This is a genomic window from Variovorax glacialis, from assembly GCF_051216375.1.
Taxonomy (GTDB): domain Bacteria; phylum Pseudomonadota; class Gammaproteobacteria; order Burkholderiales; family Burkholderiaceae_C; genus Variovorax.
The window spans coordinates 95,754-121,878 of the sequence record NZ_JBPJZT010000006.1 but is presented as its reverse complement, the minus strand read 5'-3'; the positions used below and the strand labels follow the sequence as shown (position 1 = coordinate 121,878).

Annotated in this window: 26 protein-coding genes; 13 read left to right on the top strand and 13 right to left on the bottom strand. The window is 68.2% G+C overall.

All coding sequences use genetic code 11. From position 1 onward, the window contains the following. Positions 1–58 precede the first annotated feature (58 nt). The 11 genes from ACSFBL_RS17480 (at position 59) to ACSFBL_RS17430 (ending at position 11,376) form a co-directional block, all read left to right on the top strand. Positions 59–562: a MerR family transcriptional regulator gene (locus ACSFBL_RS17480; protein WP_435517061.1), complete on the top strand. Its 504-nt coding sequence runs from the start codon at positions 59–61 to the stop codon at positions 560–562. Then, complete coding sequence (locus tag ACSFBL_RS17475; protein ID WP_435517060.1) at positions 559–2,109, top strand: MFS transporter; 1,551 nt, start codon at positions 559–561, stop codon at positions 2,107–2,109. The genes ACSFBL_RS17480 and ACSFBL_RS17475 overlap by 4 nt, the downstream gene beginning before the upstream one ends. A gap of 520 nt (positions 2,110–2,629) precedes the next feature. Then, positions 2,630–3,238, top strand: a complete 609-nt coding sequence (locus tag ACSFBL_RS17470) for an RNA polymerase sigma factor (protein ID WP_435517059.1) — start codon at positions 2,630–2,632, stop codon at positions 3,236–3,238. Further along, positions 3,235–3,897 carry an anti-sigma factor family protein gene (locus ACSFBL_RS17465; RefSeq protein WP_435517058.1) on the top strand — a complete coding sequence of 221 codons (663 nt, stop codon included), beginning with the start codon at positions 3,235–3,237 and terminating at the stop codon, positions 3,895–3,897. The genes ACSFBL_RS17470 and ACSFBL_RS17465 overlap by 4 nt, the downstream gene beginning before the upstream one ends. Further along, the gene (locus ACSFBL_RS17460; protein WP_435517057.1) at positions 3,894–5,135 is read left to right on the top strand and encodes a S8 family peptidase; all 1,242 of its coding nucleotides are present in this window, start codon (positions 3,894–3,896) and stop codon (positions 5,133–5,135) included. Before ACSFBL_RS17465 ends, ACSFBL_RS17460 begins: the two co-directional genes overlap by 4 nt. 1 nt (position 5,136) lies before the next feature. Beyond that, positions 5,137–5,838, top strand: coding sequence for a TorF family putative porin (locus tag ACSFBL_RS17455; RefSeq protein ID WP_435517056.1), 702 nt, complete (start codon positions 5,137–5,139; stop codon positions 5,836–5,838). A gap of 69 nt (positions 5,839–5,907) precedes the next feature. Next, positions 5,908–7,056 (top strand): TIGR03118 family protein, encoded by a 1,149-nt coding sequence (locus ACSFBL_RS17450; RefSeq protein WP_435517055.1) that lies wholly within the window; start codon positions 5,908–5,910, stop codon positions 7,054–7,056. 26 nt (positions 7,057–7,082) lie between these two features. Next, positions 7,083–7,616, top strand: a complete 534-nt coding sequence (locus ACSFBL_RS17445; RefSeq protein WP_435517054.1) for a tetratricopeptide repeat protein — start codon at positions 7,083–7,085, stop codon at positions 7,614–7,616. 12 nt (positions 7,617–7,628) lie between these two features. Next, a complete protein-coding gene (locus tag ACSFBL_RS17440; RefSeq protein ID WP_435517053.1) occupies positions 7,629–8,195 on the top strand; it encodes an SRPBCC family protein in 567 nt (188 codons plus the stop codon). A 191-nt stretch (positions 8,196–8,386) separates the two neighbouring features. Next, the gene (locus ACSFBL_RS17435) at positions 8,387–10,678 is read left to right on the top strand and encodes a TonB-dependent receptor (RefSeq protein ID WP_435517052.1); all 2,292 of its coding nucleotides are present in this window, start codon (positions 8,387–8,389) and stop codon (positions 10,676–10,678) included. Positions 10,679–10,689: 11 nt separating this feature from the next. After that, a complete protein-coding gene (locus tag ACSFBL_RS17430) occupies positions 10,690–11,376 on the top strand; it encodes a Fe2+-dependent dioxygenase (protein ID WP_435517051.1) in 687 nt (228 codons plus the stop codon). A gap of 15 nt (positions 11,377–11,391) precedes the next feature. On the opposite strand, the gene ACSFBL_RS17425 is transcribed toward ACSFBL_RS17430, so the two are convergent. From ACSFBL_RS17425 to ACSFBL_RS17410, 4 genes are all read right to left on the bottom strand, one after another. Then, positions 11,392–12,138, bottom strand: coding sequence for a GNAT family N-acetyltransferase (locus ACSFBL_RS17425; RefSeq protein WP_435517050.1), 747 nt, complete (start codon positions 12,136–12,138; stop codon positions 11,392–11,394). A gap of 10 nt (positions 12,139–12,148) precedes the next feature. Then, complete coding sequence (locus ACSFBL_RS17420) at positions 12,149–13,705, bottom strand: serine hydrolase domain-containing protein (RefSeq protein ID WP_435517049.1); 1,557 nt, start codon at positions 13,703–13,705, stop codon at positions 12,149–12,151. Between the two features lie 58 nt (positions 13,706–13,763). Next, complete coding sequence (locus tag ACSFBL_RS17415) at positions 13,764–14,033, bottom strand: hypothetical protein (RefSeq protein WP_435517048.1); 270 nt, start codon at positions 14,031–14,033, stop codon at positions 13,764–13,766. Between the two features lie 62 nt (positions 14,034–14,095). Further along, the gene (locus tag ACSFBL_RS17410; RefSeq protein ID WP_435517047.1) at positions 14,096–15,514 is read right to left on the bottom strand and encodes an 8-oxoguanine deaminase; all 1,419 of its coding nucleotides are present in this window, start codon (positions 15,512–15,514) and stop codon (positions 14,096–14,098) included. Positions 15,515–15,669: 155 nt separating this feature from the next. On the opposite strand from ACSFBL_RS17410, the gene ACSFBL_RS17405 reads away from it, so the two are divergent. Then, positions 15,670–16,233, top strand: a complete 564-nt coding sequence (locus ACSFBL_RS17405; RefSeq protein WP_435517046.1) for a hypothetical protein — start codon at positions 15,670–15,672, stop codon at positions 16,231–16,233. A gap of 3 nt (positions 16,234–16,236) precedes the next feature. Here ACSFBL_RS17405 and ACSFBL_RS17400 read toward each other — a convergent pair whose 3' ends face one another. Beyond that, entirely contained in the window at positions 16,237–16,839 is a 603-nt protein-coding gene (locus tag ACSFBL_RS17400) for a hypothetical protein (protein ID WP_435517045.1), read from the bottom strand. 247 nt (positions 16,840–17,086) lie between these two features. Between ACSFBL_RS17400 and ACSFBL_RS17395 the strand changes: the two genes are divergently transcribed. Further along, positions 17,087–18,340 (top strand): CynX/NimT family MFS transporter, encoded by a 1,254-nt coding sequence (locus ACSFBL_RS17395; RefSeq protein ID WP_435517044.1) that lies wholly within the window; start codon positions 17,087–17,089, stop codon positions 18,338–18,340. 12 nt (positions 18,341–18,352) lie between these two features. On the opposite strand, the gene ACSFBL_RS17390 is transcribed toward ACSFBL_RS17395, so the two are convergent. The 8 genes from ACSFBL_RS17390 to ACSFBL_RS17355 form a co-directional block, all read right to left on the bottom strand. After that, the gene (locus ACSFBL_RS17390; protein WP_435517043.1) at positions 18,353–19,318 is read right to left on the bottom strand and encodes a tripartite tricarboxylate transporter substrate binding protein; all 966 of its coding nucleotides are present in this window, start codon (positions 19,316–19,318) and stop codon (positions 18,353–18,355) included. Between the two features lie 28 nt (positions 19,319–19,346). Continuing rightward, entirely contained in the window at positions 19,347–20,084 is a 738-nt protein-coding gene (locus ACSFBL_RS17385) for a ribonuclease activity regulator RraA (RefSeq protein WP_435517042.1), read from the bottom strand. Between the two features lie 107 nt (positions 20,085–20,191). Next, positions 20,192–21,187, bottom strand: a complete 996-nt coding sequence (locus tag ACSFBL_RS17380) for a Bug family tripartite tricarboxylate transporter substrate binding protein (RefSeq protein WP_435517041.1) — start codon at positions 21,185–21,187, stop codon at positions 20,192–20,194. A 35-nt stretch (positions 21,188–21,222) separates the two neighbouring features. Then, positions 21,223–23,010 (bottom strand): L-arabinonate dehydratase, encoded by a 1,788-nt coding sequence (araD, locus tag ACSFBL_RS17375; RefSeq protein WP_435517040.1) that lies wholly within the window; start codon positions 23,008–23,010, stop codon positions 21,223–21,225. 119 nt (positions 23,011–23,129) lie between these two features. Continuing rightward, entirely contained in the window at positions 23,130–24,161 is a 1,032-nt protein-coding gene (locus tag ACSFBL_RS17370) for a LacI family DNA-binding transcriptional regulator (RefSeq protein ID WP_435517039.1), read from the bottom strand. Positions 24,162–24,228: 67 nt separating this feature from the next. Further along, positions 24,229–24,696, bottom strand: a complete 468-nt coding sequence (locus ACSFBL_RS17365; protein ID WP_435517038.1) for a nuclear transport factor 2 family protein — start codon at positions 24,694–24,696, stop codon at positions 24,229–24,231. A 38-nt stretch (positions 24,697–24,734) separates the two neighbouring features. Next, a complete protein-coding gene (locus ACSFBL_RS17360; RefSeq protein ID WP_435517037.1) occupies positions 24,735–25,103 on the bottom strand; it encodes a hypothetical protein in 369 nt (122 codons plus the stop codon). 32 nt (positions 25,104–25,135) lie between these two features. After that, complete coding sequence (locus ACSFBL_RS17355; RefSeq protein WP_435517036.1) at positions 25,136–26,068, bottom strand: LysR family transcriptional regulator; 933 nt, start codon at positions 26,066–26,068, stop codon at positions 25,136–25,138. Between the last annotated feature and the right edge of the window lie 57 nt (positions 26,069–26,125).

The window sequence follows — 26,125 nt, the reverse complement described above, 5'->3', positions numbered from 1 at the left end:
CACGCACGCATGCCGGCAAACCTGTACGTGAACGTACACGTTGACGTACAATGGCGGCATGGCCGATGTTCCAGAAACCTTCACCGTCCGCGAAGCCGCCGCCCGGCTCGGCGTCACGCCGCGCACCCTCAAGTACTACGAGGAACTCGGCATCGTGGTGCCGGTGCGCAGCGAAAGTCGCTACCGCCTCTACGAGGCCGCCGATCTCGACAAGCTGGCGCGCGTGCTGCGCATGCGCTCGCTCGGCTTCTCGCTCAACTCGATCACCGAGATGATCCAGAAGCCCTTCGAGCCCGCCGCCGGCGGGGGGCTCCCACGGCTCTCCGACGCTTCGCTGAAGGAACTCAAGGACACGCTCGTCAAGCAACTCGACGCGCTCGATACCCGCGTCGCCCAGGTGCGCCGCGAACTGAAGGAAGCCGCCACGCTCCAGGCGCAACTGCGGCGCGACATCGACTACGTGGAGCGACGGCTCCAGGGCGAGCCGCTCGAATCGGTGCTGGAAGAGCGCCGGCGGGCCGGACCCGTCCGGCCCGCGGCGCGAAAGGGCAAGCAGCGATGAGTGCATCCGTTCCCGCATCGGGCCAGCGCCGGCTCGACATCGCGGCATGGATGCCGTGGGTCATCGGCATGGTGACCGGCATCGACTACTTCGACAACGCGCTGTTCGCCTTGTTCGCGAGCTACATCGCCGGCGGCGTGAGCGCCTCGGCCGACGAACTCGTCTGGGCATCCAGTGCCTACGCGCTCGGCGCGGTGCTGGGCATCCTGAACCAGCATGCCTGGGTCGAGCGCCTGGGCTATCGCCGCTATCTCGCGATCTGCATGTTCGCCTTCGCCGCCGGTGGCGTGTGCGCCGCCCTGGCTGACAACTCGGTGCAGCTCATGCTCGCGCGGGGCGTGCAGGGCTACTTCGTCGGGCCGATGCTCGGCGCCTGCCGCATCCTGATCCAGATCGGCATTCCGCCTCAGCGGCGCGCCAAGGCGCTCAAGTCCTTCATGGTGCTGATCGTCTTCAGCGGTGCGCTGGCGCCAATCGTCGGTGCCTACCTCGTCACTCATTTCGAGTGGCGCTCGCTCTTCCTGTGCACTGCGCCCGTCGCGGTGCTGACCGGCGTCATGGCGCTGTGGACCCTGCCGGACATCGGCGACGTCGCGCCGCACGAGCGCACCGCCCCGCACCACGCGCCCTACGTCGTGTTCGCGCTGGCACAGGCTGCGCTGCAGGTGGTCCTGACGCGCGCGCACTTCGAGCTGTTCTCCGGTTCGCCGACCCTGATCGGACTCGCCCTCGCGGGCATCGCGGGGCTCGCCTGGTTCGTGTACCACCAGTGGCAGCATCCGGCGCCTCTGGTCCGGCTCGACGCGCTGAAGCACTCGACCTTCCAGGTCGGCCTGGCGCTCTACGTCGTCTACTACTACCTGTCGACGGGCTTCAGCTACCTCCTGCCGCGATTGATGGAAGGCGGCCTTGGCTTCACGGTCGGCGATACGGGCTATTTCACCGGGGCGACCTCGCTCGCTTCGGGCCTGCTGCTTTTCGTCTACCTCAAGTTCTCGGCCCGGGTCCCGCACAAGAAGTGGCTTGTCGTGACGGGCTTCGGCATTGCCGCGCTGGCGGGATGGCTCTTCGCGCGCATGTCGCCGGAGGTGGGGCGGCTGCAACTGGTGGTCCCGCTGTTGCTGCGGGGCCTGATGATGCTGTTCGTGGTGCTGCCGGTCGCGAACCTCACCTTCCGTGCGTTCGGTGCGGAGGACTTCGCCCACGGCTACCGGCTCAAGAACCTGGTGCGCCAATTGGCGATTTCATTTGCGACCGCGACGGTGATCGCGTTGCAGCAGCATCGCACGGCGCTGCACGGCACCCGGCTGGCCGAATCGGCCAGCGCATCCAACCCCACTTTCATGCAGTCGCTGGACATGCTGACACGCGGGTTCACGGCCGGCGGCCATGCCATTGGCGAAGCGCATGCGCTGGCGATTGCCGCTCTCTCGCGCGTGCTCGAGCAGCAGGCGACCTTCATGGCTTCGCTGGACGGCTTTCAGGTGATGGCGGTGATCGCGCTGGTGTGCGGCGCGTATGCGGCCTGGCAGCGGGAGATCGACTGAGCCGAACGAGTAACGACCGCGGGCGGCACTTTCCGCCGCGTCATGTGACTTCGTCTCGCGCGGCGGCGACTGCCCGTTCGTTGAGCATCGCGGCGGAAGGCCAAGCGGGATGCGGCCCGGGCGAGATGTCCAAGCTGTTATCCACAGAGTCATGCACCGGTCTCGGGGAAAACAAAGCCTTGACTTTCGCATTTTGGTGCACTGCACAACGGGGGTTTCTCATTGGGAGCGGCACGATTTCCGTGCATCGGGACCGTGCAGCGCAGCACGCCGGGCGTGTTCGAGGCCATCGATCTTTTCCACAGCGTGATGCAAGCGGTAACTCACTTGCGCCGGACGAATCGTTTCGTCGCTGGCGTCTTCGCGCGATTCGGTATACGGCGCTCCCGACGCCATGGTGATTGAACCGATCGGCTGCTTTTGGGAATGAACAGCCGGACCCGCACGCTCCGTCCCCGTCCATTTCCAAACCCGCCGCACGGAGTAAAGTGAACCGACCGCCCCTCCGCACGAGCCTCCCATGCCAAGCATGCCCCGCGATGCCATCCGGACGCAGGCCGAGGACCTGTCCCTGCTGGCCGAACGCGCCGAGGCGCGCCTGATCGACCGCACGGCGAACGGCGAGCTCCAGGCCTTCGAGCAGTTGTATCGCGCCTATCACCCGCGGCTGTCGCGGTTCCTTGACCGTGTGACGCGACGGCCAGGACTCGTCGGGGAACTGCTCAACGACACGATGCTCGTGGTCTGGAACAGGGCCGGCACCTACAACGGCCGCTCCAAGGTGTCGACCTGGATCTTCGCCATCGCCTATCGCAAGGCCATGAAGGCGCTGAGCCGGCTGGACGAGCCCGTGGAGGACCAGGACGACGACGATCGTCCCGCGCCGCTGGAGACAGGCCCGGAGTTCCACGCGACGCAATCGCAACTGCGCGGTGCACTCGCGCAGGCCCTCGACCATCTTTCGCACGAGCAGCGCGCGGTCGTCCACCTGACCTATTTCCACGGCATCGGCTGTCGCGAGATCAGCGAGATCGTCGGCTGTCCCGTCGACACCGTGAAGACGCGCATGTTCCATGCACGGCGCAGGCTGAAGATCCTGCTCGCCGGCGAACTGGAGGACTGGCTGTGACCGGGCGGGTGGTCTATCTCGACACCGATGTGCACCAGAAGGTGCAGTCGATGTTGCCGTGGTACGTCGGCGCGAGCCTCGACGCCGACGAGCGTGCCCGTATCGAAGCCCACCTTGCCGAATGCCCGCATTGCCAGGCCGAGCTCGCGTTGGAACGCGCGCTTCACGGCGCCTATCCGACGGAAATCGCTGCACCGGCCGATGTCGACCAGGGGTTCGCGCTGCTGCGCGAGCGCATCGCCGTCACGGCACCGCCGCGGCAGCGCCAGGGCCTCCTGGCGCGGCTCGGGGCTCGCTGGCGGGAATGCCCGGCATGGACGCGCTGGGCGATGCTGGCGCAAGGTGTTCTCGTCGCGGCCTTGTGCGGCGTGCTGATCCTGCCGATCGCGCCCGAACAACGCTTCCGGGCACTCGGCGACCCGGGTGCGGCACCCGGCGCCGCCGGCAATCTGATCGTGCGATTCCGCCCCGAGGCGACCGAGCAGGAAATGCGGCGCGTGCTGCGCGACAGCAGGGCCCGACTGGTCTACGGACCGACCACCACCGATGCCTACCTGCTGGCCGTGCCGGCCGGCCTCGAAGCGACGGCGGTGAAGCAGTTGCGCCAGGAAAAGGCCGTGCTGCTGGTCGAATCGCTGGACGGTCGGGCGGTGCCATGAGGTGGCTGGTCGTCGCCTGGCTGATCGCGCTTGCCGCGGTCCAGCCGCTCGCCCGCGCCGCGCCGGGCGACCCGCCCTCGGCAGCGCCGGCCGCCGGGCAGCAGGTGCTGTTGTTGCTGCGCCTGCCGCCCGAGCACTTTCGGCCGGAGAACGCCTATTCGGGCGGCTATGGCGACGGCCCCGCCCATGGCGCGCGCCGCCGCGTGGCTGCTGAGCTCGCACGCGAGCACGGCTTGACGCTGGTCACCGACTGGGCGCTGCCGCTGCTGGGCGTGGACTGCTTCGTGATGATCGTGCCGGACGGCCAGCAGCCCGAACGCGTGGCGCAGGAACTGGCGCGCGACCCGCGCGTGGCCTGGGCCCAGCAGATGAACGTCTTCCGGGCGCGCGGTCACGACGACCCGCTGTTCTCGCTCCAGCCCGCGGCGAAGGCCTGGCACCTGGTGGACCTGCACGAGATCTCGACCGGCCGCAACGTGCGGGTCGCGGTCGTCGACAGCCGGGTCGACGACCGCCATCCGGACCTCGTGGGGCAGGTGGCATTGAAGGAGAACTTCGTCGACGGCCGCGGCGACCTGGCCGAGGACCACGGCACCGCGGTCGCCGGCATCATCGCCGCGCGTGCCGACAACGGCGTCGGCATCGTCGGCGTCGCACCGGACGCACGCCTGCTGGCGCTGCGGGCCTGCTGGCAGGAGAGCAGCCAGAGCACCGTGTGCACGAGCCTGAGCCTTGCCATGGCGCTGCACTTCGCGATCCTGCATGACGCGGACATCATCAACCTGAGCCTCAGTGGGCCGCCTGATCGCCTGCTGGACAAGCTGCTCGACCTGGCGCTCTCGCGCAGGATCAGCGTCGTTGGCGCGGTCGACCGGAGCCTGCCGGACGGCGGCTTTCCCGCCTCGCATGCCGGCGTCGTGGCCGTCGCTGACGACAGCGGCGAGCGGGCCTCGCCGGGTGCGCTGGTCGCGCCGGGCCGCGACGTGCCGACCACGCTCCCCGGCGCGCAGTGGAACCTGGTCTCGGGTTCGTCCTATGCGGCAGCCCATGTGGCGGGGCTGTTCGCCCTGATGCGCGAGCAGTCGCCGGATCCTGCGGCCGCACCCACCCTCGCGAGCGTCGTGTCGTTCCCCGGCGGAGGCATCGACGCTTGTGCCACACTGACACGCGTCGCAGGTTCCGGTTCCTGCGTCCGCACCGTGACGCGCTCCACGACGCCCTCCAACGTACGCCAGTGACATGCTGACCGCCGCCGGTCTGCGTGTCGCGCTCGGCCCCTCGCTGCTCGTGGCCTGCGGTGCGGCATTCGCGCAGACCGGCGGCAGCATCACCTTCTTCACGGACTATCGCTACCGCGGCGTGTCGCTCAGCGACGAACGGCCGACCCTCAGCCTGAGCCTCGCGCACGACGACCCGAGCGGCTGGTATGGCGGCGCGTCGCTCACGGGCGTTTCGCTGTACCCGTCCCAGCGCGAACTGCAGGTCCTCGGCTATGCGGGGTATGCCGGCCGCTTCTCGGAGCGCCTTGGCTGGGAAGCCGGTGGGACCTTCGTTCACTACGGTGGCGACTCGCGCTATGACTTCGGCGAAGCATTCGCGGGCCTGAGCGGCGAACGGTGGAACACGCGCCTGCACTATGCGCCCGACTACTTCGGCAGCGGCACGCGCACCGTCTACGGCGAAGTGAATCTCGGCATTCCGCTCTCGCCGATCACCCGCGCCACGGCGCACCTCGGCTACCTCGCGCGCGTCGGCGGAGCCCGCAGTCCCACGACCGCCAGTGGATCGAACCTCGACGGCAGCGTGGGCCTGGCCGTCGCGCGCGACGCGTGGGAGGTGCGGCTCGACTGGATCGGCGGCGGCCGCAGCGGCTTCTACCCGACCGCCTACGGACGCGCCGCAGGCAGCGCGCTGGTGCTGAGCGCATCGCTCTCCTTCTGAATTCCGCGGCGGGTTGAACCTTCCGGCATCGGTGCGGAATACACCGACCCCAGCCGAAAGGAGATGCAAATGAACGCGAATCGCCTGAAGTTGTACCGGGTCGCCTGTGCGGGCGCCCTTGCGTTGGCCGCCTGCGGCGGCGGCGGCGGATATTCCGGCGGCAGCGCGTTGGTGCCCGTCACCCCCGCCGGCATGGGCGTTGCCACCACCGGCACGAGCTATGTCGCAACCAAGCTCGTGTCCGACCTGTCCGTGGCGAGCAACCTGTACGGCAGCGGGAGTTCGGACGCACGTCTGATCAAGCCCTGGGGGGTCGCCTTCAATCCCCAGGGATTCGTCTGGGTGGCGAACAACGGGACATCGACCTCGACGCTTTACGACGGCAACGGGGTTCCGCAATCCCTGGTCGTCGCGATTCCGCCCGGCACCTCCGGCAATGCGGCGCCGACCGGCATCGTCTTCAACGGCCATCCGGACTTCATGGTGACGGAGAGCGGCAAGTCCGGGGCGAGCGCGTTCATCTTCGCGGGCGAAGCGGGCACCCTGTCGGGCTGGTCGCCCGGGGTCGACATGACCAAGGCCGTGAAGGTCTTCGACGACGGCGGCGCCGGCACGGTCTTCACGGGACTCGCGCTCGCCAGCCAGGGCGGATCGGACATCCTGTACGCGGCGGACTTCCACCATGCGAAGGTCGAGATGTTCGACTCGAGCTTCACGAAGGTCACGGCGCCGGGCAGCTTCGTCGATTCCGCATTGCCGGTCGGCTATGCGCCGTTCGGCATCCAGGCGATCGGCGGCCAGATCTACGCCAGCTACGCCGTGCACGACGCGGCGGCGCGCAACGCGCTCCCGGGCGCCGGGCAGGGGGCGGTCGACGTCTTCGATACGGCCGGCAAGCTCGTCCAGCGGCTCATTCCGCCCGGCAGCGCGCTCAACGCGCCGTGGGGCATGGCCATGGCGCCGGCCGGCTTCGGGCCGCTGAGCAACGCCCTGCTGGTCGCCAACGCCGGGGACGGAAAGATCAACGCGTTCAATGCGACCTCCGGGGCATTGATGGGAACCCTCTCCGCGCCGGACGGCAACCCGATCGTGATCGACGGACTGCTCGGCATTGCTTTCGGCAACGGCCTCAACAACCAGCCCGGGAACACGCTCTTCTTTGCCGCGGGTCCGAACGGCGGATCGCACGGCGTCTATGGGCGAATCGACGTCCGCTAAGGCCAACCATGAAGGAGAAACTCACCATGAAACGTGCAATGGCCGTGTTCATTTCCGGCTTGTCGCTGGCCGTCAGTCTTTCCGCGCTCGCCGCCGGGGGTGGTGGCGGAGGCGGTGGCGGTGGGGGAGGCGGCGGGGGAGGCGGAGGCGGTGGTGGCGGACCAGGCATGAGCGAAGCCAACCCGGATCCCGACTTCAGGGCGGGGATGACCGCCGTCGGCAAGGAGGACTGGCAGCAGGTCGTGGCGCACATGACCGTCTACGTCGTGCGCAGCCCGGGCGACGCCGATGCCTGGAACGAACTCGGCCACGCGCACCGCAAGCTGGGCAACATGGACACCGCACTGAGCGACTACGACAAGGCGCTCAAGATCAATCCGAAGCATCGGGGCGCTCACGAGTACCTCGGCGAGGCCTACCTGCAGATGGGCGATATCGGCCGGGCCGAACAGGAGCTGAGGATGCTCGACTCGCTCTGCTTCTTTCCGTGCGAGGAGTACACCGACCTGAAGTCGGAGATCGCGAAGTACCGCACCCAGCACGCGAAGACCGGTTCCTGAGGTCTTGACGCCTTGACCGCACGCACCGGCGCCCTGGGCCTGATGCTTGCCCTGGCGCTGGGCGGCACGGCCGCGACGGCACAGCAGGCCCGGGTGGACACCCGCGGCGAGGGCGATTCCATCCACGTGACGGCGTCCGCCGAGATGCAGGCGGACCCGCGCACCGTGTGGAACGTCATCACCGACTACGACCATCTTGCGGAATTCATTCCCTACGTCCGCAGTTCCCGCGTGTTGCGGCGAGACGGCGACCGCGTCCTCGTCGAGCAAACGGGGGAGTTCACTTTCCTGTTCTTCAGGCAGCCGGTGCGGACGAAGCTGACCGTCGTCGAATCCCCGCCGCGCCGGGTCACGGCGCGCGCCGTTGGCGGCAGCGGCAATCTCAGGGAGATGGAAGGCAGCTACGCCGTCGAAAGCCTGCCCGCGGGCACGGTGCGCCTGACCTACGCGGGACGCCTGGTGCCTGATTTCGCAGTCCCGCCGCTCATCGGAAGGATGGTCGTGCGCAACGTGTTCGCGAACCAGTTCAACGCGATGGTCGGCGAGATCCTGCGTCGCGATGCGGAGAGCGGGCGTTGAAAAAAAGTGCGTCATGTTGCAACCACACAAAATATGACTGCAACCTGACTAAAACAGGCTGTTTCTTCGCCTGTTGCCGCATTGCGACGACCGCAAACGGCAACGGCAAATAAGAACGATTCGCAGCAAGAATCGGATGGCGCGGCTTTCTCCTCGCAAGCGTTCGCGCCCCCCACTTTGCACCGAATCCAATGAAGCCTTTCCGGACACATCCTGGCCGCCTCAAACCCACCGCTGTCGCGCTGCTGGGCCTCCTCTCCCTGGCCGGCGCCAACGCGCAGCAGGCCGCTCCGCCGGCGCCGACCGAAGCAAGCCCCGCGACGCCGTCGAGCGGCGCCGTCGTGCCCCAGACGCTGCGCGAGGTCAAGGTCGAGAGCGAGCTCGACAAAGGCAGCTTCGGCCCGAACGCCGAATCGATCAGCCGCCTGCCGGCCGACCTGCGCGACATCCCGCAGTCGGTCACGATCATCAACCAGGCGCTCATGCAATCGCAGGGCTCGACCTCCCTGGCGAGTGCACTGCGCAACGTGCCCGGCCTCACCATCGGCGGCGCGGAAGGCGGCCAGATCGGCACCAACATCAACCTGAACGGCTTCTCCGCGCGCACCGACATCTATCTCGACGGCGCTCGCGATCGGGGCCAGTACTACCGCGACGTCTTCGCGCTGGATTCGGTCGAAGTGCTGATGGGGCCGTCCTCGATGCTGTTCGGCCGCGGTTCCACCGGCGGCGTGATCAACCAGGTCAGCAAGCGCGCGACGCTGACACCGGCCAACGAGGCCACCGTCTCCGCCACCACCAACGGCCTGGTGCGGACCACGGTCGACGTCAACCAGCCGCTGTCGGACACCTCGGCCTTCCGCATCTCGGCGATGGCGCAGGAAGGCGACGCCACGACCCGGGACCAGACCCGGCTGAAGGACGCCGGCATCGCGCCCGTGCTGAAGTTCGGCATCGGCACGCCGACGCAAGTGACTTTCTCTGCGCTGCTCCAGCACAACAACGACCAGCCCGACTACGGCTTCGTGCCGCTCAACGGCCGCCCGCCGCCGGTCGATCGCAACAACGCCTACGGCTTCAACGACGACCGCACCATCTCGGACATCGGCGCCTTCGGTGCGCTGGTGCAGCACAAGATCACCCCGACCACGTCGATCCGCAACCAGACGATGTACAACAACGTCAGCACCGATGCCCGCGAGACCTCGCCGCAGAACATCGGGCGGCTGGCGGCCAACGGATCCTTCATCGCGAGTTCGACCGGCACGGCGGCGGTGCCGCTGCCGGTGATCAGCACCCTGCCGCTGCAGAACCTGTGGGTGCGCCAGCAAAGCCACGACCGCGACATCCACGACACCTCGCTGTTCAACCTGACCGAACTCAACACGAAGTTCGAGACCGGCAGCGTCAAGCACACGCTGCTTGCCGGCCTCGAACTGGACCACGACACCTATCGCAACCAGGCCTACTACCGCAACGGCACCTGCAACGGCTTCCCGTTGAACCCGCCGGGCACCACCAGCGGCTATGTGTCGTGCACGCCGCTCCTGTTCCCGATCTCGAGGGACTCGCCGCTGAACGCGCCGAGCCTGCCGGGCAATCTTGCGACGGCCAGCGGCGACACGATCGCCGCCTATGTCAACGACACCATCGAGCTGACCCCGCAGTGGAAACTGGTCGCCGGCGTGCGGCAGGACCATTTCAAGGCCGACATCGAGAACACGATCCCGAGCGCCACCGTGGCGGCGCGCCAGGACCAGACCGTCGACTTCACGAGCGTGCGCGCCGGCGTCCTCTGGCAGCCCACGACCGAGCAGACCTACTACGCGTCCTACAGCACCTCCTTCAATCCGTCGCTCGAGCAACTGACTTCGACGACGGGCTCGACGCTGCCGCTGCCGCCGGAGGAAAACAAGTCGTACGAGGCCGGCGGCAAGTGGGACCTGAACGACGGCAACCTCTCGCTCAGCGCGGCGGTCTTCCAGATCACGCAGACCAATTCGCGCTCGCAGAACGCCGACGGCACCTACAACGCCACCGGCACGATCCGGGTCAATGGCGCGCGCGCGGGCGCGGCCGGGCGCATCAACGACCAATGGCAGGTCTTCGGCGCGTACACCTACCTCGACGCGACCATCGTCGACGGCGTGGCGCCGGGCACGCAGGGCAAGACGCCGGCGAACACGCCGGAGAATTCCGCCAGCCTCTGGGCCGTCTACAGCTTCACGCAAAACTGGCAGGTCGGCGCGGGCGCCACCTACGTCGGGCCGCGCTATGCGAACAACACTGACCTGGTCTCGGTGCCCGGATACACGCGGTTCGATGCGATGGTGGCTTACCATCAGCCCCAGTACGACGTGCGACTGAACCTGTTCAACCTGGCAAACAAGATGTACTGGGACGCGCTCATTCCGTCCGACGGCGGCCGCGCGATACCGGGCTCGGGTTTCACCGCGATGCTGTCTCTCAACTACCGATTCTGATCCGGGCCGCCGTGCTGATCTGCATTCCGAAGATCCTCGATGCCGAAGCACTTGCCGCGGTTCGCGCTCGGCTCGATGCCGCGGGCGACGCCTGGTTGGACGGCCGCGTGACCGCCGGCCACCAGGGAGCGCCGGTCAAGTTCAACCAGCAGATCGACGAGCGTTCCGAGGTCGCGCATGCCTGCCAGGACATCGTGGCCTCGGCGCTCGAACGCCATCCGACCTTCATCAGCGCGGCACTGCCCAATCTCCTCTATCCGCCCATGTTCAACCGCTACGCCGCGGGCATGAGCTTCGGGCTGCACGTGGATGGCGGCGTGCGCATTCATCCGCACACCGGGCGCAAGCTGCGCACGGACCTCTCGGGCACGCTGTTCCTGTCCGACCCGTCGAGCTACGACGGCGGCGAGCTGCAGATGGAGGACACCCACGGCATGCAGACCGTCAAGCTGGAAGCCGGCGACCTCGTCCTGTATCCGGCCACCAGCGTGCATCGCGTGACACCGATCACGCGCGGTACGCGGGTGGCCTGCTTCTTCTGGGTTCAGAGCCTGGTGCGCGATGCCGGCGACCGCGCCCTGCTGTTCGACATGGACAACGCCATCCAGCGCCTCAACCAGAGCGGTGCCGACGAAGCGGCCCGGCGCACGCTGACGGGTGCCTATCACAACCTGCTTCGCAAGTGGAGCGACACCTAGGCGGTGACGCTGGATTCAGGAGGCCGGCACCCGGTAGTGATAGCGGTAGACGTCCTCGAAGCCCAGTTCGGCATACAGGCGTCGTGCAGCTTCGTTCTGCTCGCGCACCTGGAGGTAGGCGGAGGTCGCGCCTGCTTCTCGGCCCCAGTGCATCAGCGCGCGAGTCAGCGCACGGCCGTGACCCTGTCTGCGAAGGGATGGGTCGACGACGATGTCGAACAGGCCCACCGCACCGCGTTCGAGCACGGCCAGTCCGAAGCCGATCGCCTTGCCGTTGTCGTGCAGCGTGGCGAATGCGCCTGGCAACGCAATGGCGCGCACCATGGCATGGTGCAGTTGATCTCGTGGCGGTGCCACGTCGTTCGCAACGGCGATCCCGTCGAGCCATGACGGCGACGGCGTGGTCGAGATGCTGATCGAGGGGTGCATCGACGCAGCGGCCAACGTCGCTCGTGCCACCTGGGTCGGATCGAAGAACACGTAACCCGCATCCGCCAGTTCCCTGTCGGCCTCGGGCGGCGCCAGCGGAGATAGGCGGAACACCGTCGGAAGGCCATGCCGCTTGTAGAACGCCTCGGCCGCCGCGCGAACCCCTGCGAACGATGCGCCCGGCTCCGCGGCATTGACCGAGTTCGCGCGCTTGGTATAGCCGCCGGCCATGCGAAACAACCAGCCGTTGAACAGCACGGTCTGTCGCGCAGGCCACGCATTGAAGCTGCGCTCTTCGAGGGCTCGGACGGTCGTCAGGTCGGGCAGGGTCATCAGCCGAGTTTTACTCGGTGCGCTGCGGGGCTTCGCTGCCGCGCACCTGTGTCTTGAAGCCGCGGTTGTTCTCGAAGGTCACGTTCAACGACGTGCCCTCGAAGCGCAGGTCATACACCGCCACATTCCCTTCGCTCAATGCGCGCGAAATGATCCTCAGGCTTTGCGGATCGGTCCAGGTGCCCTTGACCGCGACGGGCATGCCGCCGACCTGCTCGGTGATGCGGTAGCGGCCGTCGAGCCCGATCGGGCCGGTGACCGGCGTGCGGGGTGCGTCGGCGCGCCCGCGTTCGTAGACGATCTCGTAGCTCGGGTTGGCGGACGTCAGGTCGAGCGTCAGGCGCGACACGCCCAGCAGGTTCCGGTCGAACTGCCAGGTCTTCCTGGAGATCGTCGTTGCAAGCGCCGGCGCAGGCATGACTGCGCTCGGCTTTTCCACCGACGCGTCGGCGATGCGGTCGGCCAGGAGCCGCTGCGCGGCGCTGTCCGCGGGCAAGGGCTCGTTCGAACGGGCCGATGCCGCGATCAGGTCGACCAGGGAAGCGATCGGATAGTGGCGTCGTCCGGTGACCACCGCCACGACATCGATCGCGGGCAGGACGATGACGAGCTGCCGGTTGTAGCCGACCGTCATGTAGGCCTGCTTCTCCGGAATGGTCCACCAGCCCTTGGCGTAGCGGAAGGCCGGCGTGCTGCCGAAGCGCATGTCGACGGATGCGTGGAACACCTGCTCGACCCAGGCGGCCGGCAGCAACTGGCGTCCGTTCCACTGGCCCTTGCGCAGGTAGAGATAGCCGACCTTCGCCATGTCGCGAGGCTGCAGGTAGAGACCCCAGCCGCCGATCTCGATGCCCTGGGGGTCCTTCAGCCAGCGGACGTCGCGGATGCCCAGCGGCTGAAACAGCCGGTCCTGTGCATAAGCGAGGGTGCTGCCGCCGGTCTTCATGGCGAGGATGGCGGACATCAGGTGCGAGTTGCCGCTGTCGTAGTTGAAGCCGGCACCGGGCGCCTGCGCCATCGGGCGATCGAGGACGAAGCCTTGCCAGTCGCGGCTGCGGCTCATCTGGATCATGGTTTCAGGCACCGAGTCGTCCAGCTTCTCCTTCCAGTCGATGCCGGACGTCATGTCGAGGAGATGGCCGAGGGTCATCGCCTTCTTCGAAGCGTCGAGGTTCTCGATGTTGCGCTCGGGGAAGAATTTCAGCACCGGCTCGTCCACGGAAGCAATCAGGCCATCCTGTATAGCCATCCCCGTGAGCGTGCCGATGACGCCCTTGGTGGTCGAGTTCACCGCGTGCCTGAGCCCGGCGCGGAACGGCGCGTAGTAGGCCTCCGCGACCAGTCTTCCGTGGCGCGTGACGAGCAGGCTGTCCATGGCGTTCGCCGCGCCGAAGTCCACCAGCCTTGCAAGAGCTGCCGATTCCATGCCTTGCGCTTCGGGCGTGCTCTCCGCCCAGCCGGCGGTCGGCCAGACCTCGGGTTCGGCCGCCAGCGCATGGCCGAGCAGCAGGATCGCAAACTGGAAGGCGCACGCCAGCCGCAACATCGAACTTGTCCTGGATCGCATGCGCATCGCTCCGCTCCGGGGTTGTTTGCGCAGGATCATAGGGGCGAAGCCCCGCCCCTCAGAGGTCGACGAAGCCCGTGGTGCCGGAGTGGTCCCGCGCCTGCCACTCGGCGAGCCAGCGTTCGACGCGCGTGGCCACCCGGTCGAGGGCGACCTTCCTGTCCCGGTCGAGGTTGGAAAGAAGCATGCGGCAACGGAGCACGCCGCCCTCGCGCAGCTCCGCCACGCCGCCGTGGGTCTGCTCTTCGCCCCGCGTGAGTTGCAGGTCGAAGGTCCACCCTGCCGGCAGGTTGAGCGAAGGTTCGAGGTTGGCGTCGGTGTCGTTCATCAAGCCCACTCCAAGGGCCAAAAAGGACTTGGCAGCATACGCGTTGTATCTGACGGGAATCTTCAATTCACATGAGGATGGCGTGCTCTTTCGTAAAGCGTGCGCGCCAGCTCGCGATGCCGGGCGAGCAGGGGCTCGAGCGCCAGGTCGGTGAAGCGGCCGTCGCGAATCCGCACGCGGCCGTTGATCACGCTCAGGGCCGCGGCGCCCGGCTGGCAGAACACCAGTGCGGCCACCGGATCGTGACCCGCACCGGCATGGCCCACGCCGCGCAGGTCGAAGGCCACGAGGTCGGCCGACATGCCCGGGGCGAGCGCGCCGACGTCGTCGCGCCCGAGCACCCGGGCGCCGCCGAGCGTGGCGATCTCCAGCGCTTCGCGGGCCGTCATCGCCGCCGGCCCGAAGCCCACGCGTTGCAGCAGCATCGCCTGGCGCGCTTCGCCGAGCATGTGGGCGCCGTCGTTCGACGCGCTGCCGTCGACGCCGAGCCCGACCGGCACGCCCGCGCGGCGCATCGCGCCGATCGGGGCGATGCCCGACGCCAAGCGCATGTTCGAGCAGGGGCAGTGCGCCACGCCGGTGCCCGTGCGGCCGAAGAGCGCGATGCCGGCCTCGTCGAGCTTGACGCAGTGGGCGTGCCACACGTCGCGGCCGACCCAACCCAGGTCTTCCGCGTATTCGGCCGGCGTCATGCCGAACTTCTCGCGCGAATACGCGATGTCGTTGTCGTTCTCGGCCAGGTGCGTGTGCAGCGACACGCCACGTTCGCGCGCCAGTTCGGCCGACAGGCGCATCAGGTCGCGGGAGACCGAGAAGGGCGAGCAGGGCGCCAGCACGATGCGACGCATCGCGTGGCGCGACGGGTCGTGCCAGCGGCCGATGAGGCGCTCGCTGTCGCGCAGGATGGCTTCCTCGCTCTCCACCACTTCGTCGGGCGGCAAGCCGCCGAGGCTGCGGCCCACGCTCATGCTGCCGCGCGAGGCGTGGAAGCGCATGCCCATCGCGTCCGCCGCCTCGATCGAATCGTCGAGCCGCGCGCCATTCGGAAAGAGATACAGATGGTCGCTGGTGGTCGTGCAGCCCGACAGCATCAGCTCGGCCATCGCCGTCTGCGTCGACACGCGGATCATCTCGGGCGTGATGCGCGCCCACAGCAGGTAGAGGTTCGTGAGCCAGCCGAAGAGTTCGGCGTCCTGCGCCTCGGGCACGGCGCGGGTGAGGCTCTGGTACATGTGGTGGTGGGTGTTGACCAGGCCCGGCATCACCACGTGGCCGCGCATGTCGATCGAATCGGCCTGCCCGTTGCGGAGCGCGTCGGCGTAGTTCGCGGGCAGCTCGCCGGTCGGGCCCACCCATACGACAGCGGGGCCTTCGGCGACGACCGCGCCGTCGGGTATCTCGCGCCGCGCCGCGTCCATGGTCACGAGCACGTCGGCATGCTGGACGACCAGCGGGCGGTGGGGCGGGGTCGAGGTGGTCATGGGCGGAATTCTGCATCGGGGTCGCGAAAATTTTGCGTCCGCGCCCTGTTCTCCGGCGCTCTCCCTGCCGATAGAACGGAGTGACCACCACCACGCGGGGCGATGCCACCTACCGAATCCTGATGCGCGAAGGGTGCAGGATCGTCTATGGGCAAATGCCGCTGCCCGAATTCCTGAACCTCATGCGACAGGCGCGTGACAGCGAGGTGCTGCATGCCGGCGTGGCGCGGATGCTGGGGGCGACCGCCATCATCGGCGCGCCCGAGGCCCTGGCCCGCATCCGACGACAGGAAACGCCCGCGGCGATCGAACGCTTGCGCTTGCAACTCGGCCGGGCGGCGCTGCGGCTGGATCTGCAGGCGCTGCGCTGGCTTGCGGCCGGCGAGCAGGGGCCGGCCAGTCTCGCGCTGTTCGTCCTGCTGACCGGCGTTCGCCCGCCCCACTGTCACGGGAGGATCCGGGATCTTCCGCGCGATGCGAATGCCTTCCGGCGCTGCCGCCTGCTGATCGAGCAGGTGCCTTCGCTGCGGCGCGCCTTGCCGGTGCTGGCCCAGCGCACCGCCGATCCAGGTGTTGCGGAGTGGGCGGCCATTGCCGAGGCCTGGGGTGATCTTTGCGCGCAGATGGACCACGAGGCGCCGGACTGGCGCAACGGGCCCGTCAAGGCGAAAGGGGTGACGGCGATGCTCGCGTGCTTTCGCGAGCTGGAGTTCGCCTGACCCTCAGCCCCGCAGGCTGCGTGCGCTGCCGCCGCGCGATCGACGCGCCAGGAAGCGGCGCAGCCACGAGTTCGCGCGCGGCCCCTGCCCGAGCAGGGCGACCGCCTCGCGTTCGCGGAAGCCGCTCCATTCGGCCCGGATGGCCTCGTTCAGCGCCGCCAGGTTGGACGCGTTGTATTGCCAGAACGCGGCCACCACGAAATGCCCGGCGCGCTCCCCCTTGGGCTTGGGCGTGATCACGATGTGTTCAGCGCCGATGCTCTGCAGCAGCGCCGACCGCGATCCCGCGAGCCGGATGCCGTCGCCATAGCCCTCGATGTCGCGGTTCAGGATGAAGCTCACCACCGACACGGTGGAGAAATGCGTGGCGATGAAGGCCACCAGTTCCAGCAGCACCACGCGGCCGAGTCGCAGTTTCTGCAAGGCGCGGCTGCTCTCCGCGGTCGCAGGGGTGTAGTACTGGATGCGGACCTCGGTGCCGCCGCGGCTGATGGGCACGGGATCGATCGTGCCGACGAGGGTGTCGCCGTAGTACGCGAAGATGGGTGCGCCCAGCACGCAAGGGCCGAAGTCGGCCCCCGTGAAGCGCAATGCATCGTTGCTCATGTGTCCGTCGGCCCGCCTCGTTCTTGTGGTTCTTTCGCAGGGGCTCGCCTTCCGCAAGGCGCCTGTGCTGCTCTGCCGGGGATTTTCCGCGAAATGGCCGGATTGAATTGGTCGAACAGCGAGGTGTTTCCCCGTGGTGGCCGCGCGGCTTCTCTGCCAGGGCCGGCGCCCGCGAGGGGATCTCGGTACAGTTCCCGGCGGCTCGCGCCTGCGCCCGTATCCGATTTCCAAGAACAAAGACAAGTCCATGCCTTCTCCAGCCCGAGCATCCGGCTCACTCGCGGCTCCCGCACTTTCTCCCGAATTCGCCACAGCTTCGACGCCGACGCGCGCGCGCCAGGTGCTGCTCGGCCTCAGCCTGATCCTGATTGCCTTCAACCTGCGTCCGGTGTTCGGCAGTCTCTCCGTGCTGCTGCCCGAGGTCATGAAGGACACCGGCCTGACGCCATCGGGCGCGAGCCTGCTCACGACACTGCCCTTGCTCTGCCTCGGCCTGTTTGCCGCGCCGGCACCGGCACTGGCCCGGCGCTTCGGCCCTGAACGCACGCTGCTCGGCGCGCTGCTCCTGATCTGTGTGGGCACGCTGCTGCGCGGTACCGGTAGCCTGCCGATGCTTTTCTTTTCCTCGGCCATGGCCGGCGCCGGCATCGCGGTCGCCAACGTGCTGTTGCCCGGCCTGGTCAAGCGCGACTTCAGCAGCCACGCCGCGATGATGACCGGCTTCTACACGCTCGCCGTTTGCGCGGGCGCGTCGAGCTCCGCGGCCTTCACCGTGCCGCTGGAGCATGTCTTCGACGGCTCCTGGACGGCGGCACTGGCCGTCTGGGCCGTACCGGCCGGCCTGGTCCTGCTGTTGTGGGCGCCGCAGGCGCTGGCGGCGCGCCCGCGCCAGGCCCATGCCGGCGCGCACGCCGGCAGCCTGTGGCGCGATCCGCTGGCCTGGCAGGTGACGTGCTTCATGGGGCTGCAATCCGCGCTGGCGTACATCGTGATGGGATGGCTCGCGCCGATGCTGCGCGAGCGCGGCCTGGACAGCGCGACCGCCGGCTACGTGCTGGGCGTTTCGATCCTCGTGCAGCTCGCGACCTGCCTCGTCACGCCTTCCATCGCGGCCCGCTGTCGCAACCAGCGCGGGCTGGCGTTGGGGCTCACGCTCGTCATCCTGCTGTCGATGCTCGCGTTTCTCTTCGCACCGCTGGAGGGCAAGTGGTTCTGGGCGGTGATGCTGGGTTGCGGGCAGGGCGGCTCGTTCGCGCTGGCCCTGAGTCTGATCGTGATGCGCTCGCCCGACGCCAACGTGACCGCGCGACTGTCCGCGATGGCGCAAGGCTGGGGCTATGTGCTGGCTTCCACCGGCCCGCTCGTCGCGGGCTTGCTGCGCGGCTGGACGGGAGGCTTCGAGTCCTCCGCCGCGCTGATGGTGCTGCTCGCGGCCGGCATGGCATGGAGCGGCTGGGGGGCGGGCCGCCGCATGCACGTGCGGCCGGGCGGTGCCCGCTGAGCCGGAGCGCGCCTATTCGGGATGGATGCCGGCGTCCTTCGCGACCTTGGCCCACTTGACCATCTCGGTGCCGATGAAGTCGCCGAACTGCTGCGGCGAGCCACCGCCGGGTTCGATGCCGTTGTCCAGGAGGGTCTTTCGCACATCGGGCAGCGCGAGGATCCGGTTGACCTCGGCGTTGAGCTTCGCGACGGTGCCCTTCGGCGTGCCGGCGGGTGCGAGGATGCCGCCCCAGGTGCTGGTCTCGTAGCCGGCGAGGCCCGCTTCCTGCATTGTGGGCACGTCCGGAAGGACCGACGAGCGCTTCGTCGTCGTCACCGCCAGCGGCTTCAGCCGGTTGGCCTTGACCTGGACGTTCACGGCGGCAACGGTGTCGAACATCAGCGAGGTGCGTCCGCTGATCAGGTCGGGATGCGCCAGGGTGCTGCCCTTGTAGGGGATGTGCGTCATCTCGATCCCGGTCATGCTCTTGAACAGTTCGCCCGAGAAATGCGGCGCGCCGCCGCTGCCGCTCGAGGCAAAGCTTAGCTTGCCCGGGTTGGCCTTGCCGTAGGCGATCAGTTCCTTCAGCGACTGGACCGGCAGCGTCGGCGACACCACCAGCACGAGCGGCACGACGTGCGTCAGCACCACCGGCTCGAAGCCCTTGACGGTGTCGAAAGGCAGCTTCCTCACCATGCTCGGATTGATCGCGTGGCTGCTCGCCACCAGCGCCAGCGTATGGCCGTCGGGCGGGCTCTTCGCGACGAAGTCGGTGCCGATGATGCCGGTGGCTCCGGCGCGGTTGTCGATCATCACCGACTGGCCCCAGGCCTCTGTCAGCTTCTGTCCGATGAGGCGCGCCGTCAGGTCGATGGCGCCGCCCGGCGATGCGGGAACGACGATGGTGATGGGCTTGCTCGGAAAGGTCTGCGCCGCCGCGGGCAGCGCGCACGCGATGGAAAGAAGCGCCGCGGCGGCCAGGGTTCTGCGTTGCATGGATGACTTTCGTGATCGGCGCGCCGGCTCAGCCCGCGTCGCCCTTGCGGGAGGCTTCGTAGGCAGCGCGCGTCTCCGCGTTCGGCGGATAGGTGCCCGCGAGCTTCGCGCCGCCTTCGATGCGCGCGAGGATGAAGGCCTCCATCTTTTCTTGCTCCGTCGCGTCGCGCGCGACTTCCTCGGCGAGGTGCTGCGGAATCACGACCACGCCTTCGTCATCGCCGACCACCACGTCGCCCGGATACACCGCCACGCCGCCGCAGCCGATAGGCACGTTCAGGTCGATCGCGTGGTGGTGGATCAGGTTCAGCGGCGCGCTGCCACCGGCGCAGAACACGGGGAAATCCATCTGCGAGATCGGGCCGCTGTCGCGCACCGGTCCGTCGGACACGAGGCCCGCCGCGCCGCGAACCTTGAGGCGCGTCGTGAGGATCTGCCCGCCCGAGGCCACGCGCGTCTCGCCCCGGCAATCGATGACCAGCACATGGCCCGGCGGCACGCTCTCGATGCCCTTGCGCTGCGGATGGTTCGGGTCATCGAACGCGCTGATCTGGTCGAGGTCCTCGCGCGCCGGGATGTTGCGCATCGTGTAGGCCGGCCCGACGAGATTGCCGCCCGACGGCTTCGTCAGCCGGCCGACGCCCTGCAGGTACACGTTGCGGAACCCGCGCTTGAAGAGTTGGGTGCAGAGCGTGGCGACGCTGACATGGCGCAGTAGCTTGCGCGAAGCATCGGAGAGGGAAGTGGGTAAAGCGGCTTCGGTCATGGTGTGTATGAAGTCAGGAGACGGTGATATCGATACGTTGTTTCTCAGAAACACCACGGAACCGGCTTCGCCGGGCCGAAGGTGTTGTCCCGAGCCTGGGGGTGTGCTCAATCCACCCCGATGTTTTTGTCGCGAATCACGCGCCCGTAGCGTGCCCGGTCGGTGTCGATCAGCGCCTTGAGTTCCGCCGGCCCCGTGCCGCGCGGGACCGCGCCTTGCTCGACCAGCGTCTGCCGTGTCTCGGGCACCGCCAGCACGGTCTTCACGTCGGCGGCCAGCTTGTCGACGAGCGCCTGCGGCGTGCCTGCCGGTGCGAGCAGGCCGATCCACGAGCCCGACTCGGCGTTGGGCACGCCGGCTTCGGCGAGCGTCGGAAGATCGGGCAGCGTCGGGGAACGGGCGCTGCCTGTCACGGCCAGGCCGCGCAGCTTGCCGGCCTTGATGTAGCTCGCGGATTCGAGGATGGACGCAAAAAGCACGTCGACATGCCTGCCCATGAGATCGGTCATCGCCGGCGTGCCGCCTTTGTAGGGCACGTGGGTCATCCGCACACCCGCCGCCGCCGCGAAGATTTCGCCCGTGAGATGCGGCGAGCCGCCGCTGCCGGAGCTGGCGAACATGAGCTTGTCGGGCGAGGCCTTCGCGAGCGCGACGAACTCCTTCACGTTCTTCGCGGGCAGCGTCGGGCTGACCATCATCACGAAAGGCAGTTCCGCCACCAGCGACACCGGCGCGAACGCGCGGTCCGGGTCGTAGGGCATCTTCTTGTAGAGCGAGGGATTGATGGACTGCGTGCCGACGTTGCCGATCAGCAGCGTGTAGCCGTCGGGCTTGGCCTTGGCGACCATCTCGGCGCCGACCAGGCCGGCCGCGCCGCCGCGGTTGTCGACGACCACGCCCTGGCCCCACTTCTGCGCGAGCTTCTGCGCCAGCAGCCGCGCGCCGAGATCGGTGCCGCCGCCCGCCGGGAAGGGCACGACGATGGTGACCGTGCGGTTCGGATACGCATCCGTGGCCGGCGCTGCGGGCGTCTGCGCGTGGACCGCTGCGGCGCATGCCAACAGCAGGGGGAGGGCGCCAAGGCGCCGCAGGGATTGGCTCATGTCTGTCTCGCTCCAGGTTCGGGGGATGCGCGGGGTCAGTGGATCTCGGGCTCGCCCTCTGTGGGGGCGCTGTCTGCGTTCTCGCGGTAGTCCGGCGCGAGGAAATCGAAGTCGCAGCCGGTGTCGGCCTGCTGCACGTGCTTGAGGTACATCACGCCGTAGCCCCGGCTGAACTTGGGGATCGGCTTCCTCCACTCGGCGCGGCGGCGCGCGATCTCCTCGTCGCTCACCGCCATGTCGATGCGGCGCCCGTCGATGTCGAGCGTGACGAGATCGCCGTCGCGCACGAGCGCCAGCGGACCGCCCACATGCGATTCAGGCGTCACGTGCAGCACGCAGGCGCCGTAGCTGGTGCCGCTCATGCGCGCATCGCTGATGCGGACCATGTCACGCACGCCTTCCTTCAGCAGCTTCTGCGGGATCGGGAGCTGGCCCCATTCGGGCATGCCCGGCGCGCCCTGGGGACCGGCACTCTGCAGCACGATGACGCTGTCCTTCGTCACCGGCAAGGCGGGGTCGTCGATGCGGGCGGCGAGGTCGTCGTAGTTTTTGAAGACGACGGCCGGGCCGGTGTGGCGGCGCAGGTGCGACTCCATCGCGGCGGGCTTGATCACCGCGCCGTCCGGCGCGAGGTTGCCGTGCAGCACGGCCAGCCCGCCGCTTTCGAGCAGGGCTTCGGTGCGCGGGCGGATCACGTCGGCGTTGTACGTGCGCGCGTCCTCGATGTTCTCGGCCAGCGTCCGGCCGTTGCAGGTGCGCTGGCTGCCGTCGATCAGGTTGCCCATCTCGCGCAGGAAGGCGCGCAGGCCACCGGCGTAGAAGAAGTCTTCCATCAGGTACTTGCCGCCCGGGCGCAGGTTGGCGATCACCGGCGTGCTGCGGGCGAGCGCATCGAAGCGCGCGAGGTCGAGCGCCACGCCGGCGCGGCGGGCCATTGCGATCAGGTGGACGATGGCGTTGGTCGATCCGCCCAGGCCCAGCACTGCCGTCACCGCGTTGTCGAAGGATGCCGGCGTCAGGAAGTCGAGCGGCTTCAGGTCTTCCCACACCATGTCGACGATGCGGCGGCCGGTGTGCGTGGCCATCATCGCGTGGCGCGAATCCGCCGCGGGGATCGACGATGCGCCCGGCAGCGTGAGGCCCAGCACCTCGGCCGCGCTGGTCATGGTGCTCGCTGTGCCCATGGTCATGCAGGTGCCGGGCGAGCGGGCGATGCCGTCCTCGACGTCCTGCCAGTCCTGCTCGGTGATGTTGCCGGCGCGCAGTTCGGCCCAGTACTTCCAGGTGTCGGAGCCCGAGCCCAGGAACTGGCCCTTGTAGTCGCCGCGCAGCATCGGGCCGGCGGGCACGAAGATCGTCGGCAGGTTCATCGCCAGGGCACCCATCACGAGGCCCGGCGTGGTCTTGTCGCAACCGCCCATCAGCACGCAGCCGTCGGCGGGGTAAGAGCGCAGCAGTTCCTCGGCCTCCATCGCCAGCAGGTTGCGGTAGAGCATCGTCGTCGGCTTCTGGAAGGCCTCGCCCAGGCTCATCGCCGGGATCTCCACCGGAAAGCCGCCCGCCTGCCACACCCCGCGCTTCACCTCTTCCGCCCGCTGGCGGAAGTGCGTGTGGCAGGAGTTCATGTCGCTCCAGGTGTTGAGGATCGCGATCACCGGCTTGCCCAGGTAGTCGTCGCGCGAGAACCCCATCTGCGCCGTGCGCGAGCGGTGGCCGAAGCTGCGCAGGTCCTTCACGCCGTACCAGCGGTGCGAGCGGAGTTCCTCGGGCTTCTTGCGTGCGGCAGCGGGCGAGGGCGATGCGGGGGATTGCGGATCGGTCATGGGCTTGTCTCTTGGCGCGTTCCGGCTGGATGCCGGTTGGAAATGTTAGCGCTGTCATTTCATCATAGGGCCGGTTCCGGCATGCGGTCAACAGGGTATTCGCGCCGGGGTGGCGCGCGTCAGGCGCTCGCGCGTTCGACCAGCGAGAAGCCGATGTCGATGACCTTCGCGTCGACCGGCCGACCTTCGGCCCGGTCCATGATGAAGCGCGCGGCCTGCCGCCCGATGGCGGTGCCGTCGATGCGCACGGTCGAGATCGCCGGGTGTGCATGCCGCGCGAATCCCATGTCGCCGAAGCCCATCACCGCGATGTCCTCCGGGATGCGCAGGCCGCGCGCCTGCGCCTCGGTGATCACGCCATGGGCGAGGGCGTCCGAGCTGCACACGACCACGTCGAGATCCGGGACCTCGGCCAGCACGTCTCCCAACGCAGCGCGCCCGCTGCCCAGCGTGGTCGGGGCCGCGACATTGCAAACCACCGGCTGGCGGCCGCCGAGCGCCTTCCAGGCCTGCTCGAAGCTGGTTCGCCGCAGGGTCGCGCGCTGGTCGTCTCCGGTGATCACCACTGGGCGACGGTAGCCCTTGTCATGGAGAAATTTCGCTATGTCAGCGCCTACTTTCTCATGGGAAAAGCCCACGAGCATGTCGACCGGGGTAGGGGTCAGGTCCCAGGTTTCGACGACCGGAATGCCCGACGCGAGCAGCCGCCTGCGCCCCTCCGCCGATCGCATGATCCCGGTCAGGACGATGCCGTCCGGGCGACGCCCGACGATGGCGTCGATCAGCGCATCCTCCCGCGAGTTGTGATAGCCGGCCTGGCCAAGCATGAGCTGGTAGCCGCCCTCGGCGAGTGCCTCGGTCAGCGCCTGGATCGTTTCGAGGAACACCGTCCCGGCGATGGTCGGCACCAGCGCCGCCACCAGCCGGCTGCGGTTCGATGCCAGTCCGCCGGCCAGGAGGTTTGGGACGTACCCGGTGCGCTCCACGGCAAGCCGCACCTTCTCCCGCGTCTTGGCCGAGACGAGTTCGGGCGTGTTGAGCGCCCGCGACACCGTGATGGGCGACACGCCCGCGAGCTTGGAAACGTCGTCGAGGGTGATGCCGCCGCTGCTGCGGCGTGCGGGGCGGGGCGGCGGATTGGATGCGGTCACGTGTGCGAAATGTCGGCGCTAACATTTCGCCGACATTGCCGCATTATGGGCAATCCCGCGCGCCGGTCTAAAGATCGAGGTCGCTCAGCCCCGGATGGTCGTCCGGCCGACGGCCCAGCGGCCACAGGAACTTGCGCTCGCTCTCCTTGATGGGCAGGTCATTGATGCTCGCGTGCCGACGCACCATCAGCCCCGCCTCGTTGAATTCCCAGTTCTCGTTGCCGTAGCTGCGGAACCAGTGGCCGGAATCGTCATGCCACTCGTACGCAAAGCGGACCGCGATGCGCGGCCCGCCGAAGGTCCAGAGTTCCTTGATCAGCCGGTAGTCAAGTTCACGCGCCCATTTGCGTTCGAGAAACGCCTGCGCCGCAGCCCGGCCAACGCAAAACTCCGCGCGGTTGCGCCAGCGCGTGTCCTCGCTGTAGGCCAGCGCCACGCGTGCCGGGTCGCGTGAATTCCAGCCGTCCTCGGCCAGGCGCACCTTCTGCACGGCGGTCTCGTGGGTGAAAGGGGGAAGCGGCGGGCGGGTTTCCATGGCAAGTCCTTGTTGGGTTGGCAGACGCGGTCGCGCGATCAGCCCGGATCGAACTGCGCGCGGAAGGCGTCGCAGAACTCCGGCGTGCCGCTGATCGACACCGTCACCGTGTGCCGGGGCGTCGCCGGCTCGCCGGCACGCACGCGCACACGATGCGCGTCCTTGTCGAATTCGATCGTCTCCGCGATGGTGACTTCCTGCATCCCCTGCAAGTCGTAGTCCCAGTCCCCTCCATCGCCCACCGGACCCCGGCGCCCGGGAAAAGTGGCGTGCGCCCAGTCCAGCACCTGCACGATCTCCGCATGCACCGCCGCGACCTGCTGCGGACTTGTGGTCGCCATGGCGTCGAACACGCCGACGCCCTCGGTGTCTTCGCTGTAGTCGAAATCCAGGTAGTCCAGTGTCATCGGGTAAAGCTACATCAAATCCGACCTTGGAGTCACGATCCGGGCACGCCGCCGAGCGCCGAGGTGAAGAGCCGCTTGCCGCGCGAGCGCAGCAGCGTCACCAGTCGCTGCGCCGCGGGCGACAGGTAGCCCTCCTTGCGATAAGTCACCCCGAGATGGCGCCGCAGCGTCGTCTCCTTCAACGGCACCTCGCGCAGCGCACTTGCCGCGCCGCTGGCGTTCAGCGTGTGGCGCGACAGAAAGCTCAGCAGGTGCGTGCGCGCGATCAACCGCGGCAGCAGCGGAATCGAGTTCGCATCGATCTGCGACGTCGGGGTCGGCAGGCCGCGCGAGCGGAAGGCCGCGTCGAGCCACTGCCGGCTCACGATGGAGTTGACCGGCAGCACCCAGCGCCAGGCGAGCAGCGACTCCATCGTGATGCGCGGGAGTGCGAACACCGGGTGATCCGGACTGGTCGCGACCACCACCACGTCCTCCACGATCGAGTGCGTCACGAAGGCCTCGTCCTCCTCGGGCATCAGTCCGATGAGCAGATCGATCGCGCCTTCCCGCAAGCGCTCGCGCAGCGCGATGCTCGGCGCGACGGTGATGTCGATGGTGGTCTCGCTCGCTTCGGCCAGCAGCAGGCTGCAGATCTCGGGCAGCACGTGGTCCGCCGCGATCGGCCCGCTGCCGATGCGCACGTGGCCCGCGTTGCCCTTGGCGAAGTCGCCCACCTCGCGCAGCGCCTCTTCCGTCGCGCCGCGCAGCACGCGCGCACGCGCGAGCAGCACCTCGCCGACGGGCGTCAGCCGGATGCCGCGCCCCTGGCGTTCGAACAGCGCGGCGCCGAAGGCCTCCTCCAGCCGCTGCACCGCCTTCGTCAGCGCGGGCTGCGTGCGGCCCAGCCTGTCGGCAGCCTGCCCCACGTGGCCCAGTTCGGCCACGACCTCGAAGTACTTCAGGTCCCGAAGGTGGATGTCCATTCATAGCTCCGAGGAATCGATGGATGAACATTATCGAATGGACGGAATGATTCGATG

Coding starts and splice junctions, on each gene's coding strand:
- ACSFBL_RS17480 (WP_435517061.1), top strand. CDS start 59: ATGGCCGATGTTCCAGAAACCTTCACCGTCCGCGAAGCCGCCGCCCGG.
- ACSFBL_RS17475 (WP_435517060.1), top strand. CDS start 559: ATGAGTGCATCCGTTCCCGCATCGGGCCAGCGCCGGCTCGACATCGCG.
- ACSFBL_RS17470 (WP_435517059.1), top strand. CDS start 2,630: ATGCCAAGCATGCCCCGCGATGCCATCCGGACGCAGGCCGAGGACCTG.
- ACSFBL_RS17460 (WP_435517057.1), top strand. CDS start 3,894: ATGAGGTGGCTGGTCGTCGCCTGGCTGATCGCGCTTGCCGCGGTCCAG.
- ACSFBL_RS17455 (WP_435517056.1), top strand. CDS start 5,137: ATGCTGACCGCCGCCGGTCTGCGTGTCGCGCTCGGCCCCTCGCTGCTC.
- ACSFBL_RS17450 (WP_435517055.1), top strand. CDS start 5,908: ATGAACGCGAATCGCCTGAAGTTGTACCGGGTCGCCTGTGCGGGCGCC.
- ACSFBL_RS17445 (WP_435517054.1), top strand. CDS start 7,083: ATGAAACGTGCAATGGCCGTGTTCATTTCCGGCTTGTCGCTGGCCGTC.
- ACSFBL_RS17435 (WP_435517052.1), top strand. CDS start 8,387: ATGAAGCCTTTCCGGACACATCCTGGCCGCCTCAAACCCACCGCTGTC.
- ACSFBL_RS17425 (WP_435517050.1), bottom strand. CDS start 12,138: ATGACCCTGCCCGACCTGACGACCGTCCGAGCCCTCGAAGAGCGCAGC.
- ACSFBL_RS17420 (WP_435517049.1), bottom strand. CDS start 13,705: ATGCGATCCAGGACAAGTTCGATGTTGCGGCTGGCGTGCGCCTTCCAG.
- ACSFBL_RS17415 (WP_435517048.1), bottom strand. CDS start 14,033: ATGAACGACACCGACGCCAACCTCGAACCTTCGCTCAACCTGCCGGCA.
- ACSFBL_RS17410 (WP_435517047.1), bottom strand. CDS start 15,514: ATGACCACCTCGACCCCGCCCCACCGCCCGCTGGTCGTCCAGCATGCC.
- ACSFBL_RS17405 (WP_435517046.1), top strand. CDS start 15,670: ATGCCGCTGCCCGAATTCCTGAACCTCATGCGACAGGCGCGTGACAGC.
- ACSFBL_RS17400 (WP_435517045.1), bottom strand. CDS start 16,839: ATGAGCAACGATGCATTGCGCTTCACGGGGGCCGACTTCGGCCCTTGC.
- ACSFBL_RS17395 (WP_435517044.1), top strand. CDS start 17,087: ATGCCTTCTCCAGCCCGAGCATCCGGCTCACTCGCGGCTCCCGCACTT.
- ACSFBL_RS17390 (WP_435517043.1), bottom strand. CDS start 19,318: ATGCAACGCAGAACCCTGGCCGCCGCGGCGCTTCTTTCCATCGCGTGC.
- ACSFBL_RS17385 (WP_435517042.1), bottom strand. CDS start 20,084: ATGACCGAAGCCGCTTTACCCACTTCCCTCTCCGATGCTTCGCGCAAG.
- ACSFBL_RS17380 (WP_435517041.1), bottom strand. CDS start 21,187: ATGAGCCAATCCCTGCGGCGCCTTGGCGCCCTCCCCCTGCTGTTGGCA.
- araD (WP_435517040.1), bottom strand. CDS start 23,010: ATGACCGATCCGCAATCCCCCGCATCGCCCTCGCCCGCTGCCGCACGC.
- ACSFBL_RS17365 (WP_435517038.1), bottom strand. CDS start 24,696: ATGGAAACCCGCCCGCCGCTTCCCCCTTTCACCCACGAGACCGCCGTG.
- ACSFBL_RS17360 (WP_435517037.1), bottom strand. CDS start 25,103: ATGACACTGGACTACCTGGATTTCGACTACAGCGAAGACACCGAGGGC.
- ACSFBL_RS17355 (WP_435517036.1), bottom strand. CDS start 26,068: ATGGACATCCACCTTCGGGACCTGAAGTACTTCGAGGTCGTGGCCGAA.